The organism is Paenibacillus sp. FSL H8-0104 (assembly GCF_038050215.1).
Lineage (GTDB): Bacteria > Bacillota > Bacilli > Paenibacillales > Paenibacillaceae > Paenibacillus > Paenibacillus amylolyticus.
Genome location: NZ_JBBOTC010000001.1, coordinates 4,976,850 through 4,991,175, shown reverse-complemented (window position 1 = coordinate 4,991,175; position 14,326 = coordinate 4,976,850). Strand labels below are relative to the sequence as shown.

Annotated in this window: 16 protein-coding genes; 10 read left to right on the top strand and 6 right to left on the bottom strand. The window is 44.8% G+C overall.

The annotated features are described in order from the left end of the window. Positions 1-14: 14 nt before the first annotated feature. Positions 15-1,199: a serine hydrolase domain-containing protein gene (locus tag NST38_RS22110; protein ID WP_076254369.1), complete on the bottom strand. Its 1,185-nt coding sequence runs from the start codon at positions 1,197-1,199 to the stop codon at positions 15-17. A 171-nt stretch (positions 1,200-1,370) separates the two neighbouring features. Between NST38_RS22110 and NST38_RS22105 the strand changes: the two genes are divergently transcribed. After that, a complete protein-coding gene (locus NST38_RS22105; protein WP_017687134.1) occupies positions 1,371-1,823 on the top strand; it encodes an Lrp/AsnC family transcriptional regulator in 453 nt (150 codons plus the stop codon). 103 nt (positions 1,824-1,926) lie between these two features. Here the strand turns inward: NST38_RS22105 and NST38_RS22100 are convergent, their stop codons facing one another. Next, positions 1,927-3,036, bottom strand: coding sequence for an MFS transporter (locus tag NST38_RS22100; protein WP_341344058.1), 1,110 nt, complete (start codon positions 3,034-3,036; stop codon positions 1,927-1,929). Here NST38_RS22100 and NST38_RS22095 point away from each other — a divergent pair. Further along, on the top strand, positions 3,035-3,190 hold the full coding sequence (locus NST38_RS22095; RefSeq protein WP_341344057.1) for a hypothetical protein: 156 nt from the start codon (positions 3,035-3,037) through the stop codon (positions 3,188-3,190). The two genes, NST38_RS22100 and NST38_RS22095, sit on opposite strands and share 2 nt — an antisense overlap. Before the next feature lie 158 nt (positions 3,191-3,348). On the opposite strand, the gene NST38_RS22090 is transcribed toward NST38_RS22095, so the two are convergent. Beyond that, a complete protein-coding gene (locus NST38_RS22090; protein WP_076254373.1) occupies positions 3,349-4,413 on the bottom strand; it encodes an ABC transporter substrate-binding protein in 1,065 nt (354 codons plus the stop codon). A 166-nt stretch (positions 4,414-4,579) separates the two neighbouring features. On the opposite strand from NST38_RS22090, the gene NST38_RS22085 reads away from it, so the two are divergent. After that, positions 4,580-5,656: a FecCD family ABC transporter permease gene (locus NST38_RS22085; protein ID WP_218640811.1), complete on the top strand. Its 1,077-nt coding sequence runs from the start codon at positions 4,580-4,582 to the stop codon at positions 5,654-5,656. Between the two features lie 2 nt (positions 5,657-5,658). Continuing rightward, the gene (locus NST38_RS22080) at positions 5,659-6,426 is read left to right on the top strand and encodes an ABC transporter ATP-binding protein (RefSeq protein WP_047843839.1); all 768 of its coding nucleotides are present in this window, start codon (positions 5,659-5,661) and stop codon (positions 6,424-6,426) included. Between the two features lie 140 nt (positions 6,427-6,566). On the opposite strand, the gene NST38_RS22075 is transcribed toward NST38_RS22080, so the two are convergent. Continuing rightward, positions 6,567-7,199, bottom strand: a complete 633-nt coding sequence (locus NST38_RS22075) for a DUF421 domain-containing protein (RefSeq protein ID WP_076254377.1) — start codon at positions 7,197-7,199, stop codon at positions 6,567-6,569. A 154-nt stretch (positions 7,200-7,353) separates the two neighbouring features. On the opposite strand from NST38_RS22075, the gene rnhA reads away from it, so the two are divergent. The 5 genes from rnhA (at position 7,354) to NST38_RS22050 (ending at position 11,818) form a co-directional block, all read left to right on the top strand. Continuing rightward, positions 7,354-8,007, top strand: coding sequence for a ribonuclease H (gene rnhA, locus NST38_RS22070; RefSeq protein WP_036615228.1), 654 nt, complete (start codon positions 7,354-7,356; stop codon positions 8,005-8,007). 332 nt (positions 8,008-8,339) lie between these two features. Then, positions 8,340-9,209: an alpha/beta fold hydrolase gene (locus NST38_RS22065; RefSeq protein ID WP_036615225.1), complete on the top strand. Its 870-nt coding sequence runs from the start codon at positions 8,340-8,342 to the stop codon at positions 9,207-9,209. 298 nt (positions 9,210-9,507) lie between these two features. Beyond that, complete coding sequence (locus tag NST38_RS22060; RefSeq protein ID WP_076254379.1) at positions 9,508-10,497, top strand: serine/threonine protein kinase; 990 nt, start codon at positions 9,508-9,510, stop codon at positions 10,495-10,497. Positions 10,498-10,806: 309 nt separating this feature from the next. Next, positions 10,807-11,247 (top strand): Imm48 family immunity protein, encoded by a 441-nt coding sequence (imm48, locus tag NST38_RS22055; RefSeq protein ID WP_076254380.1) that lies wholly within the window; start codon positions 10,807-10,809, stop codon positions 11,245-11,247. Between the two features lie 31 nt (positions 11,248-11,278). Next, complete coding sequence (locus NST38_RS22050; RefSeq protein WP_076254431.1) at positions 11,279-11,818, top strand: RNA 2'-phosphotransferase; 540 nt, start codon at positions 11,279-11,281, stop codon at positions 11,816-11,818. A 189-nt stretch (positions 11,819-12,007) separates the two neighbouring features. Here the strand turns inward: NST38_RS22050 and NST38_RS22045 are convergent, their stop codons facing one another. Together NST38_RS22045 and NST38_RS22040 are read right to left on the bottom strand one after the other, a co-directional pair. Next, positions 12,008-12,865, bottom strand: a complete 858-nt coding sequence (locus NST38_RS22045) for an SDR family oxidoreductase (RefSeq protein WP_076254382.1) — start codon at positions 12,863-12,865, stop codon at positions 12,008-12,010. 110 nt (positions 12,866-12,975) lie between these two features. Then, entirely contained in the window at positions 12,976-13,401 is a 426-nt protein-coding gene (locus tag NST38_RS22040; RefSeq protein WP_036668516.1) for an Rrf2 family transcriptional regulator, read from the bottom strand. A 423-nt stretch (positions 13,402-13,824) separates the two neighbouring features. On the opposite strand from NST38_RS22040, the gene NST38_RS22035 reads away from it, so the two are divergent. Next, entirely contained in the window at positions 13,825-14,301 is a 477-nt protein-coding gene (locus NST38_RS22035; RefSeq protein WP_026080959.1) for a DUF6790 family protein, read from the top strand. Positions 14,302-14,326: the final 25 nt, after the last annotated feature.

Below are 14,326 nucleotides of genomic sequence, written 5' to 3'. Positions count from 1 at the left end.
GCGGTTATTCGTATTTATATTCTTGCAGCCTCTTTGCCTTCACGAATACCTGTGTAGATGGCATCACAGATATCGGTAGTATACTGGCCTGACATTCCTTCAAGTGCTGTATTGGTGAATGCTACGACACTAAGTTCTTTTTGTGGATCAACGAACCACGAGTGACCATAGGTTCCACCCATCCGCCACGTACCCGGGGATTCCGGTGTATCAGCTGCAACAGGGTCTTTAAGTACTGTAAAACCAAGGCCAAACCCTCTTCCTGGCCAGTATGGCATCACGAGATCACCGATTTGATTGGTAGACATCTCAGCCGCAACGGCTTCTGTAAGGAGAGGCTGTCCTCCTTGTCGTAATGCTTCAAGTAAAGTAAGAAAATCTCCGGTAGTTCCAACCATACCCGCTCCGCCCGACAAGTAAGCAGAAGTACGATTCGCACGATTGGGTGACAGTCGGAAGCCAGCAGTACCCTCAATAAAAGGAATCTGCTCCAACTCCTGATGAAGGAGACGCGGTTCTTCAGAACCATTAGCATATGCGGCTGTCAATCGTTCCGAATCCACCGCAACAAAGTCAGTGTCGGTCATGTGGAGTGGATGAGTAACCAGCGTTTGGACAGCTTCTCGTAGTGACATCCCAGTTACCTTTTCGATAACGGCACCAAGTACATCAGTCGCAATGGAATATCTCCACATGTTGCCTGGCTCATACAGAAGAGGAGCAGAAGCCAGCCTCTGCAGATTCTCCTCCAGACTCATTTCAGACCAATCCATTCCATCCGATACTCCTGCAAGCTCATAGGTTCCCTGATCTTTTTGGAAGAAACGGTATGTCAAGCCTGCGGTGTGTGTCATCAACTGATGTACTAATATTAAAGCGTCCTGACCATTAGCAAGTTTGGGCCGGAATGCAGGAAGCCAGCGTGTCACCGGATCATGCAGACTCAGCTTTCCTTGTGAGATTAATGCCAGAGCCGCTGTCGAGACAATAGGTTTGGTTACGGAAGCAAGTCGAAATAGAGCGTTTTCCGACATGGTGCGTTTTTGCTCCCTGTCTGCGAAACCAGCAGCCCGGCTGTATACCAGTTCCCCTCTTAAAGCAACTTGTACAACTGTTCCTACGATTCTTTTTTCGCTTAGAGCGCGGTCAATGGCTTCATCCACATAATTATGCAATGTCGTCATGTCTTTTTTTCTCATGCTTATCTTCCTCTCACCAACTGATGTATTTGATTTCTCGTGATAACTGTGTTTTATTATATAAATGATTGATCTTGTATTATATGGTTTGTTAAAGGCATTATAATGAATTGGCGAATATACTTAAGGTAATTTCTGAATATATCTTATGTATTTAAAGGAGTGGATCACATGGACGAAATAGATCAGCATATTCTGTATCACTTGGAGAATCAGGCGAGATTATCCATGACCGAACTCGGCAAACTGGTGGGGTTATCTCAGCCCGCCGTTACTGAACGAGTCAAACGAATGGAAGAAAAGGGAATTATCGAGGAATATCGAACCGTAATCTCCCCATCCAAATTGGGCAAGCAGAGCACAGCCTATGTTCTTTTTCGTACGCGGGATTGTTATCCTTTCCTGGATTTCTGTCGTGCGTCACCTGAAGTTGTGGAATGTTATCGGATAAGCGGAGAGTACAATTACTTGCTGAAAATCCTCACAGATACCATTCAGGGACTCGAGGAGTTTCAGAACAAGTGTGATCCGTACGGTACTTACATGACTTTAATCACCATGTCTTCTCCAATTGCACATAAGAATCTAGTGGAAGGACCAAATCTGTTGGCACAGGCAGAATAAGATTCTGGTCTTTAAAATGAAAAACAGAAGAGGAGTCCACATCAAGTGAACTCCTCTTTCCTCCTGCGTGTAACTCATGCAAAATGCCTTCCTGTTATTTTACTTACTTAGGAAATCCATATTTATAAGCACGCATAGCTACAAGCAACGCAGGAATGAGCAAGATAAACAGTGCCCCAGAAAGGTATCCTGCTCCAAATAGCTCAAGAAGGATGCCCCCGATGATGCCTCCTCCGCCAATCGCCAGATTCCATGCTGTAACCAGCATCGATTGGGCGACATCTGTACTTTTGCCTCCGGCTTGAGCAATGGCAGTTTGTAGTAGCGTGGCCGCCCCACCAAACGTAATTCCCCAGATCATGATGCCAAGGATAATAATCATAGGTTGATGAGTAGCGATTCCCATCACGACAGAGGCCAGAGCGAATGATGCCAAGCTAATGATAACCAATCTCCTTAAAAATCGGTCAATGAGCATGCCGGTTAACCAAATTCCAACAATGGAAGTAAAACCGAAAATGAGCAAAATCAAGTCGACTCTGTTAGCAAATACGGTCTGGGCAAGGTAGGGAGAAATATAGGTATATAGGATGTTATGGGCAAGCATCCAGGCCAGAACAACAAACAGAATAGGCCTAACTCCCGGAATTAAAAACACCTTATGCAGTGGAAGACGTTCACCAGCTGGCTCTCCGGCAAAATCCGGCATTCTCCAGAGAACCCATACGATTAAAGCTACGGTAAGAAGAGATACCATCCCGAAGATGAGGCGCCAGCCGACATAAGAACTGAGAAAACTACCGATTGGGACACCCAGGGCTAATGCTACCGGAGTGCCGACCATAGCCACAGCCATGGCTTTACCTTTTAACGAATCCGGAACCATTCGACGAGCATAACCAGCTGTCATGCCCCATAACACACCCGCAGAGACTCCAGCCATGAAACGAGCAGCAAGTGTCAGGATGTAATCCGAAGATAAGGCGGTAACGGTGTTAAAGACAAGAAAACCACTAATGCATACCAGCAGAAGAGGCCGGCGTCTCCATCCGCGTGTAGCAGCAGTCAAGGGAATGGCAGCAACAAGTGATCCAATGGCATAAAGAGTCACCAATTGTCCGGTGAGGGCTTCTGTGATCCCCAAGTCTTTTGCAATTTGCGGCAGCAGTCCCGCAGGCAGGCTTTCGGTGAGGATGCAAATAAATCCCGCCATGGCTAAAGCAAGTAGCCCAGCCCACGGAAGGCGTTCTGAAGATATGGAAGGCAGCTCCCTTTGTTTTGGGAGGGGTGTGTTAATGGCCATGAATAAAAAACCTCTTTTCTTATCGTTTAATCTTATCCAGAACTATGCATATAAGCTTATCTGAAAAAATCAAACTTTTGCATACAGGATTAAAGGTAAGAAGGAGGTTTTAACATGATTTTTAATTTAATTTGTGAGTTTATCCGTTAATTTAGTATGTTCTAAAGTGGACTGAAAAAAAGAGCAGTGAGAATGTCTTCTCCTGCTCATTGGCTCAAGTCATTACTTCATCGGATTAGCTTTCATTTCCTGTCCCATTTTCTCAATACCGTCCAGAATTTGATATCCATAACCCCAGAACTGGCTGAAATCTGTGACATAGATCTGTTTGTTTTTGATTGCGTTCATACTTTGCAGGGCAGGGTTGGCATACAGATTTTGAATCAGCTTATCGATATCCGGTGAACCGGCATACGCGGACAAGAGCAGGTAGTCCGGGTTCGCTGTGATCAGTTGCTCAACACTTACCTCACCTTGCACACCATCAAACGTATTTTTCAGCCTCAACAGGCCAAGTGCATCAAGCTGATACGTATCATTTTGCATGCTGCTGACCGTAATGGTGTCTTCCGTAGCGGGTACGATATAGGCAAAACGTTGCTCAGGCTGATCGGCTACACTTGCCTTAATGGCTGCAACACGAGTCTTCAGACTTTCCGTGAATGTTGCGGCATTATCTTGAACATCGAAGATCTGCCCAAGTTGTGCAATATCACTATACAGGCTATCGAGTGTGCCTTTGTGATTCGTCGTTTGTAGGAACGTACGGATATTCATGTCATTCAATCCATCGACGGTACCCACGCCCCAGTCTGCATCAGCGAACAGGTCGCCCCGTCCGAGTACCAGATCCGGGCTTGCACCTACAACCAGCTCTTTACCTACATAATCCTTGGACAATACCGGAATTTGGGCGAAATCATCAGCCACATCGGGTGTAACGGAACCATAAAGAGCAGCAACACCGACCATTTTATCGGTCAGACCTAATTTGATGAGCATCTCAGCCGCAGATTGGGTATTCGCAACAACACGTTCAGGTGCTTTATCGAATACTTGCACTTTGGGTTTCCACTCGCCACCCTCACCCGAGATCGTGAAATTTTCAATGGTGAGCGGGTACGTCGTTTTATTTGTATTCTCAGCAGGAGCTGAAGTTTCTGTCGTGTTAGTAGGTGAAGTTGTTTCTTCGGCAGGGGAAGAAGTTGAAGCGTTCGAACAGGCTGCAAGTAGCAGTAACAGGAGACTTAGAGCAGCAAAGCCAATGGTTCTGGATGTGAATTTCATTAAATGATGAACCCCTTTTCTATGTGTTTTAAATTGACAAAGATAATCATTCTCAATTATAATCCGAGAAAACACATTGTAAATAGCTAAATTTAATTTGTTCTACATTTTACGCGAATTGATGGGGGAAGAGATGGCACAGACGGTTCAGGTTCAGACACAGCGTATGGGGAAAAGAGAGTCTCTGATTCATAGTAAATCCGGGTTTGCTTTACTGATTGCAGCTTTAATCATGATCACGCTTATATCCGTAGGTATTGCAGTTTCCATTGGACAGGTACAAATTCCACTGGTGGAGTCATATCGTATTCTTTTATACAAATTAACGGGATTTCAGTGGGGGACAACACCCATTGAGGCAGGTTCCTTTACCGATATTATCTGGCAGATTCGTTTCCCGCGTGTGCTGATGGCGATGTTTATCGGTGCAGGCTTGGCCTTGTGCGGTGCTGTTATGCAGGCTGCTGTGCAGAATCCACTTGCTGATCCTTACATACTGGGTATATCCTCAGGCGCTTCACTTGGAGCAACCTTTGCAATTCTTATTGGATTCGGTGCGATTGGGTGGCTAGGTCAGACGGGGGTGGCTTTCTGGGCCTTTGCCGGTGCGATGGGTGCGTCCTTACTGGTCCTGACTTTGGCAGGGATTCGGGGGAAAATGACGTCGGTCAAGCTGGTGCTTGCCGGAATGGTGATTAACGCGTTATGCAGCGCTTTTTCGAACTTTATTATTTATTTTGCCAACAATGCTGAAGGCATCAAAACGGTGACATTCTGGACCATGGGCAGCCTGGCGGCTTCCGGATGGAACAAGCTTCCACTCGTGGGTATCGTCGTGCTGGTGGCGATTCTATTTTTCCTTTTACAGTCCAGAGTTCTTAATACGATGTTATTGGGGGATGAAGCAGCTGTTACGCTGGGCATTAATCTGAGTGTGTATCGCAGACTGTACATGCTGTTAACCGCTTTGGTGACAGGCGTTATGGTGGCGAGCTGTGGCATGATTGGTTTTGTTGGACTCATTATTCCGCATATTGTCAGAGGTCTCGTGGGTTCCGACCATCGTAAAGTGATGCCTGTATCTGTGCTGTTTGGAGCCATTTTCCTCATCTGGACGGATGTTATTGCACGATCCCTCATATCCAGCGTGGAGTTGCCAATAGGTATTATTACGGCCATGATTGGTGCACCAATGTTTATGTATATGCTGGTCAAAAAAGGCTACGGTTTTGGAGGAAATTAAACATGAAGCTGAACGTAGAAAATGTATCCATCTCTGTGCTGAACACGGACATCATCAAGGATATTTCATTACAGGTGAACGGTAAACAGTTCGTTGGACTGATCGGACCCAATGGTTGTGGCAAGTCAACGCTGCTCAAGAGCATCTATAAAGTGATCAAACCGCAGCAAGGTAAGGTTTTTCTGGACAATACCGATATTCTCAAATCCAGTCCAAAGCTTGTTTCCAGACACATGGGCGTTGTCGGCCAGTTTAATGAATTGAGTTTTGATTTTACAGTACGTGAGATGGTCATGATGGGCCGTACCCCGCACAAAAAAATGCTGGAGACGGATAATGAACGGGATCACGAAATCGTGGAGCAGGCTCTGGAAAAAGTACATCTGACTGGACATGCAGACCGCAATTACGTGTCTCTGTCTGGTGGAGAGAAACAGCGTGTGGTCTTGGCACGTGTCTTGGCACAGCAACCCCAATTCCTGATCCTGGACGAGCCGACGAACCATCTGGACATCAAATACCAGCTACAAATTCTAAATATTGTCCGTGGACTCGGCATTGGTATATTGGCAGCGCTGCATGATCTCGAACTCGCCGCAGAATATTGCGATTATCTCTATGTGGTGAAAAAGGGCCAGATTGTAGTCCATGGCAAACCGGCAGATATTCTGACTCGCGAGATGATTGGTGAGGTATTTGATGTCGATTGTGAAATCTATACAAATCCAGTTACGGGCGGCTTAGGCATTGCTTACCTGAGTACACGTTGATTGGGACTATATCTTCGTTTGGAGACCTGGAGCAATCTTTCGAAATAATCAATTGAAATGAACATAGACCGTACCTGTTGGAGCGATGTTATTGCATGCTCGCAGGGCCGGTCTTTAATTTTTGATGGGGCTAGGAGCGTCTATTGAAGCTTAGGATCAACGGGATGAACATGAGCACCTTTACTGACTTCTTGGAAAATATCTGAGGAGTTATCGCTATGCGTTGAAGAATTGTTGCTGTTGTCTTGTTGTGGGTGTTCTCCCGTTGCTGGACTACTGCCTGTAATTGCATAACTTCGTAGGATCTCTTCCAGATCTCCAATCGTCACGGGACGAGCATGTCGTTTCAGGACATAACCAAGTTGGCCATTGGGTTCCACCGTTGCCGTCTCCAGATCGTCTACACTTGTAATTCCGTGCTGTCGCATATGCATCTCAAGCTGATCCATCGTATAACGCATGCGTTTCAGATTCGGGATAATGACCTTTCCGTCCTCTACCACGATTTTGGAACTGCCACTCATTAACCGTTCAAAAACATTAAATTTCAATTGCAGTTGTTCCACCACAAGTAATGTCAAAATGAAGACCGATGCTGATCCAATCGCTTTGCCAAGCTCATGATTTGCGATGGGCTGTACAATCGTTGTTCCGATGGAGATCATGATGACCGTTGTGGCGACACTCATCTGTGAGATCGACTTGCGTCCTGCAATTCGCAGCAGAATCATGCCGATAAGTACAAGTAAAACAGATTTCCATATCCAGTCCATACGTATATTCCTTTCTATTCCAGTATGCGCTTTGTTTCTTAGACTGTTCTGGAGTTGGAGGAATTATGCAGATGGATAAATCCATAGCTTTCATTCCGCCCACCAGATCGTTTACAATAGGGTATTGATGAAGTGAACAAAGGAGCGGGTTACAGTGGCAAAACAGAAATATTATGTTGTCTGGGAAGGCAAGAAGCCGGGTGTGTATAACACATGGGCAGATTGCAAAGCGCAGACGGATCATTATACTGGAGCAAAATATAAATCCTATGAGTCCAAAACAGCCGCAGAAGAAGCGTATCGTGCTGGCTGGAAAGGGAACTGGGGTTCAAGTGCAGGCGGAGCGTCGAAGACAAAGTCGGCTGGTAGCGGAAGAAGTGCTGGCATGGAAACGTCAGAGGAAGTGGATTACGACAGCGTCTCTGTTGATGTGGGCACACGTGGTAACCCCGGACCTGTAGAATACAAAGGAGTAGACACCCGCACCGGTGAGGTTATTTTCTCCGTCGGACCGATCTCCAAAGGCACGAACAATCTGGGCGAATTTTTGGCCATTGTACATGCCCTTGCACATCTGAAAAAAGAAGGCAGTACCAAAACGGTGTATACCGACTCGGTCAATGCCATGAAATGGCTAAAGCAGAAAAAAGTAGCCACAACGTTGCCAAGAGACAACTCCACGGAAGAGATCTGGCTGATGATTGATCGTGCGGAGCAGTGGCTCCAGACGAATACGTACAGCAATAAAGTGCTAAAATGGCAGACCAAGCAGTGGGGCGAAATCAAGGCAGATTACGGCCGGAAGTAAGTATTTATCCGTATCAATTTCATAATACCTTTCGCTGCTTCAATCAAGGCTAGATATAGATAAATGCGGTTTAATTTGTCTATATCTAGTTACAAAAATCCATTTTTAGTGAGTTATGAAATTGATTTTTCCAAAGGATGCCTCCTTTATTTCTGGTCTATTAGAATCGTTATTTACAATTTCCAGTTTCCGCTCTATAATCATCTGAATATGATTAGTTAAACATATGGAGGAGCCTGTCATCTGCAGGCCCTCTTTATCTTTTTGGTCCACTGATTAGCAAGTCCATTCAATAGAATGGGGTATTTGAGTATATATTGCAGGAGGCAGACATGAGTTCCATTTATAGAAGTGAAGAAGGCAAGAGCAGCATACTTGAAGAGTATGAGATTTATTTGAACGAGTTGGGTGAGGAATTTACTCGGGAGTATGTAGAGACGCGTTTTGGAAAGACACATGTTTTACTGACGGGTCCTCTAGATGGCAAGCCGTTATTTATTCTCCAAGGCGGTAATTGTGTGAATCCGATGACGTTGTCCTGGTTCTCTTCTTTATTTAAAGAATACCGGATTATTGCTCCTGATACGATTGGTCATCCTGGTTATAGTGAGGAAGCAAGTATCTCGACACGGTTTGATAGCTTGGCATTATGGGTATCGGATCTGTTAGATCACTATGATATTGAAAAGAGTGCATTTATCGGTCCATCGTTTGGAGGAGGCATTATCCTCAGACTGGCTACCTATATTCCGGAACGCATCTCGTGTGCCGTATTGGTTGCTCCTGCGGGTCTTGCGGTCAATTCCAAAATTAAAACAGCTCAGGATATCACGCTGCCACTCGTCAAGTATCGTATGACGTCTTCACCATCTTCTTTGCAAAAAATTACGGACAACATGTCATGCAACTGCATGAAAGAAATGGATAAAAACATTATCGGCAAACTTTTTAAATACGTCAGCATAGATCAGGATCTGCCCAAGCTTACGGAGCGGGAAGAACTGGTGAACTACACGTCACCAACCTTGTTATTGGTGGGGGAGAAGGATGTCTTTTTCCCAGCGGATAAGTGTATTGAGCGAGCTCAAAAGATTATTACGAATGTAGAAGCCATCAAGTATGATACAGGACATTTTCCTTCACAGGACGTATTGGTTCAGATGAACGAGGAAATCGGGCGTTTTTTACAGAATAATTATTAATAAAAGCTGTAAATGAAGGATGAGAAATGTTATTCTCCAGTTTAATAAAGTAATTACATCCATCTGTCGATACTCTATATAAGAGAATGCTTTTCTTCTATAGAATAGTGTGGATAGGGATTAGCAGTAGAACGAAGAAGGCTTGATATCATTAATATTTAAATATTTCGCGTAAGGTGTTTCAAATTGCATCATTTGGTTTATATGTATAGTTGGCGATGAATTGCTGACTGGTCGAACCAAGTGATGCATTTACGCGGAAAGTCTTCCGATCGACAAGGTTGAAAAGAGGTCTGTTATGAGAAAAGACAATTGCAAAATGGCATTGCAGCGCAATGTGATTATAAATGATACATATCAGGTAAGACAGGTATTAGCCAGCAGTGAGTTGGCTATTGTATATGCAGGGCGAGATCGTAATACAGGTGCCAAAGTAGCCATTAAGGAATTTTTTCCACAGAGAATGGCTGAACGGCAGGCAGACAAGCGAGGGGTGTTCTGCTCTTCACGAGGATACGGTGGGCAATATCAGGAGTTACTGGCTGCATTTCTGCTCGAAGGTGAACTGTTATCGAAACTGGATCATCCTCATATTGTATCGTATTTGGATCATTTTGAAGCGAATGGTACGGGGTATCTGGTTATGGAATACTGCACGGGAATCACATTGACCGAGTATTTGAATGAACATAATCATGCTCTTGATGCTGCCTTCATAACGGAGACGCTGCTTCCACTGGTGGATACATTGGATTACATACATAAGCAAGGCATTCTTCACCGGGATGTGAAACCTTCCAACATTATGGTTATGGAGGATGGTACACCCAAACTTCTGGACTTTGGCTCAGCTACCCGTTGGCCGATGCAATCTGGAGAGAAACAGGTGATATTTACATCGGCAGGTTATTCTCCGCTAGAGTTTTATTCGGAGAAATCCAGTCAAGGACCGATGTCGGACATCTATAGTTTGGCAGCTCTGCTCCATTATTGGACATGTGGGCAACCCCCTATGGACGTGAAACAGCGGTTGTTCCAGGATGAATTGCCATCTGTTCGCTCACATAATGAGTATGTGAATCCGTGGCTCGCTCGTGTTATTCATTGGGGGTTGACGGTTCGTTCTGAGAAACGCTGTGCTTCCTTAGCTTGGGTCAGAAGCTCGCTGCGAGTTCAAGCCTGGGTATGGAAAGTGCGCAAGCCAGGTACAGTGGAATGGTCTTTAGCCGAGAATGAACATACGCAGGTCTATGAAGTGGAGTCGAAAAAGCAACATGAGATGGCTTGAGTTATAACACCTCTTTTATAAAATGGTATGCTAGATGAGCATATTCGTACGATAAATTAAACCAAGTCGACTTATAAAAGAGGAGATTTGGTTTTTTTGTTATTTATTATGTTATAGGGAATCGGATGTAATTGAATGACGTTATATTTTATAGAGTTCGTCTCGAAGTTAGCCAGACGATAAATCATGCCGTGATTAACAGCTCCACCTATAGATAGAATTTGAAACGAACACCCCAACTCCGATACAATGTTCTCATAGAGTCTAAGAGAATGGATCAAATACGGTGCAGAAATGGAGAAAACCAATATGACTGAATTTATCAACGCTGACGATATTAATGACGTAATTCTGGCTGCGGCAGCAAACGAGTTGGAGCAGATGGTGGACAAAATGTGTGAGCTGATTGGCATGCCTTTGGAACAGACAACAGAACTGGAGCGTCAGGTCATGGCTGCTTTTGGTTTTGGCGCGGTGTATGGCATCACTCATCGGGATCAGCTGGCGGAGCCGCAGGCCCATGCCTTGAGCATTCGGATGCTGATTAAACCGTTTAATTACAGTGAACAGCAGGCGGTTGATTTTGCCGATGATCTGATTCGGGTGGCTTCCGATCGTGAGGTTCATCCGGTGATGAATACGATTATCCAACGTGGGATTGATGGACACCGCCAATTCAATCAGGAAGACGATGAAGGATTGGAACGTAACATTCAGGAGATTTTAACAGCGGTTCAATCGCAAAAATAGACGGTTTTATTAGATGTGGGAGATGATTGCATTGGATCTGATGAAATTAAGCAAGGAACTCTCATACGCTCTGCGACATGCACCATGGGAGTATGAGCTGGAACTGGACGAAGAGGGTTGGGTGGAAATCTCGCAATTACTGGTGGCTTTACATGAAAGTCCGCAGTGGAAGGAAGTCACGCAAGCCGATCTGGAGCAGATGATCCAAACCTCGGAGAAAAAGAGACATGAAATCCGTTCTGGCCGCATTCGGGCATTGTATGGACATTCGACACCTCATAAGATATCGAAAATATCTGCTGAGCCACCGGAAACCCTGTACCATGGGACCCCGGCACGCGCAGTGCATTCTATTATGGAACATGGCTTACAGCCGCGGCAAAGGCAATATGTACATCTGTCCGCAGACATCGATACAGCCAATCAGGTGGGACGAAGACGGGATGATCAGCCTGTCATTTTGAGAATCAATGCTGCTCAAGCTTCCACAGACGGAATCCTCTTTTATCATGGAAACGAAAATATCTGGCTGGCCGATCACATTCCTGCACGTTATATTCTTGAGCAGTGACTGGTGAGCAATGAGTGATGAACTGTTGTGGAAAGCATAAATACCTATCTCGAATTGCAACAGTCGCAATGAATGGATTGAATGTGCAGTCTTCCGTTCAAGTTGTATACCGTTGTATTGATCGTTAGCTACACAAAAAAAGGGACGCATCCAACACTTGTTGGTGTGTCCCTTTCTCATATCCAAAACTTACTTGCCTACAATTGCTTTAATACCTTCGCTAAGTGGCTGAGCCGGACGGCCAAGCAATTTCTCTAAAGTATCACTCTCTACAGCCAATGCGCCTTCACGGATGGCACTTTGCATATCAACAAGCATCGATACGACAAAGTCTGGTAGACCTGCACCTTTCATGATGTCGGCGTAAGCGGCATCGTCCACGTTTTGCACGTTGATTTCCTGCCCAAGCACTTCACCAACAATGGCAGCCAGTTCAGCTTGCGTGCGTAGTTTGCCGGACAATTCATATACGGTATTCTCATGTCCTTCGCCTGCGAGTACAGCTGCTGCAGCATGGGCGTAGTCACTGCGGGTAGCCCAGCCTACTTGGCTGTTGTTGGTGGCATGAACCCAAGGTGCACCTTGCGTAGCTGCTTGCACACTGCCTGCTTCATTTTCCAGGTACCAGTTGTTGCGCAGGAAGGAATACGGAATGCCGGATTCACGAATAGCTTTTTCTGTAGCGCGGTGAACTTCCGCCAGGGAAAGGGTGTTTTTCTCTGCATTCACAACGCTTGTATAAGCGATGAATCCAACACCTGCGCTCTTGGCAGCGTCAATGGCAGCCTGATGTTGGCGAATACGCGTTTCATTGTCACCATCAGTTGAGATGAGCAACAGACGATCTACACCGGCAAAAGCTTTCTCCAACGTCTCTGGTTGATCGAAATCACCGTGACGTACGTCAACGCCTTGAGCGCGGAATGTTTCCGCTTTTTCCGGATTACGTACACTTACTGCCACATCCTTGGCAGAATTGTTTTTTAACAATGCCTCTACAACCAGTGAACCCAATTGACCTGTTGCGCCAGTAACCAAAATTTTCATTTTCTTTTCCTCCTAGGATATGTGTTTTGTTTGCATATGGATGTAATCAAAATTGTTATAACAGGTGTGATTACAACGAAAGGGTTAAAAAAAGCTCATTATGAGCTTTTTTATTCAGAGACATGAATCTGATCCATCATCTGTTGTATGGTTACACGATTCAAGCGCTGTTCCATGGCTGTCTGAGCCTCAATGAGTTCGGCACGCAAGGTGTGTTCAATCATGTTGCCGACTGGACATTTCGGATTCGGATGTTTGTGAAAGTTAAACAATTCCCCATCCTCCACGACCTCAAGCGCTCGATATACATCAAGAAGGGTAATGTCGGCTGGATCTTTCAACAAGGAAGCACCACCCACACCGGGTCTGACGTCAATCAGTCCAGCCTGTTTCAGCTTGGACATAATCCGCCGAATAATCACGGGATTTGTATTCACACTCTGCGCGATCACATCTCCGGTGCATTCATTGGGCATAACAGCGATCAGGGACAGGGTATGAACCGCAATGGAAAAGCGACTGCTGATTTGTCTCATGGGATAATCACCACCGTTGTAACTATAATAGTTACAAAGAGATCGGATGTCAATTCCTTTATATTATATTTTAATGGATAGTTGCTGTTGTTCTGTAATCGTAGATGATCAAACAGATGATAATTGAACTATCAGCTATGTCAAATAAATGAGTTGTGGTTCTTTTGAAGCGTTAAAAAAGAAGTAGGTTTCAAACCTTTTAATGTAATAATAGGGCTAAATTCCTATTATTTTCAAGTTAAATGGAACTATATGGTTTTCTTGTTTGCGTACAGAAGAAGAAAAAGGACAAAAGCTTCGACAAACTAGAAAATTATGTATGAATTGACAAATGTAAAAGCGATTATATAATGTGTTTAACTACAAGATTGTACATTTAGTTACAAATGATTCCAAATAACAAACGGCGGGAGTGGGACAGGCATGTGGTTTTTGGTTCTATGGTTGTTAGGTCTAATTTCAGGGGGAGTACACCTATATGTGTTAGGTTTTCCCGGGGAAATGAGCGAGATTAGCAGGGTGTTGCTGCTTCATCAGTTTGTGGTTACGTTTGGATTGGTTGGAGTGATTGGTTATGTTGTCAACATTGCCAGAGCGGATCAGACAGCCAAAATGTTAGGATGGCCTGGTGGACCATTTCAGGTTAAATATGGTTTTTCCCAGGTAGGGCTTGGAGTTATGGGGATTATGGCCATCTGGTTCCAAGGGAACTTTTGGGTTGGTGTATTGGTAACGATGTACATATACGGATTAAGTGGTCTTTGGTCACATACTTATGTCATGATTAAAAATCGCAAGGCAGATGGAGACAGTATCGGGAATCTCATTATGGATGTGGTGTATCAAACGTTTATCACGGTTCTCTCCGTATTGGCTGGTGGAATCTGGGTAATGCACTAAGCTGTAACTGATTTTTGCCTTACAC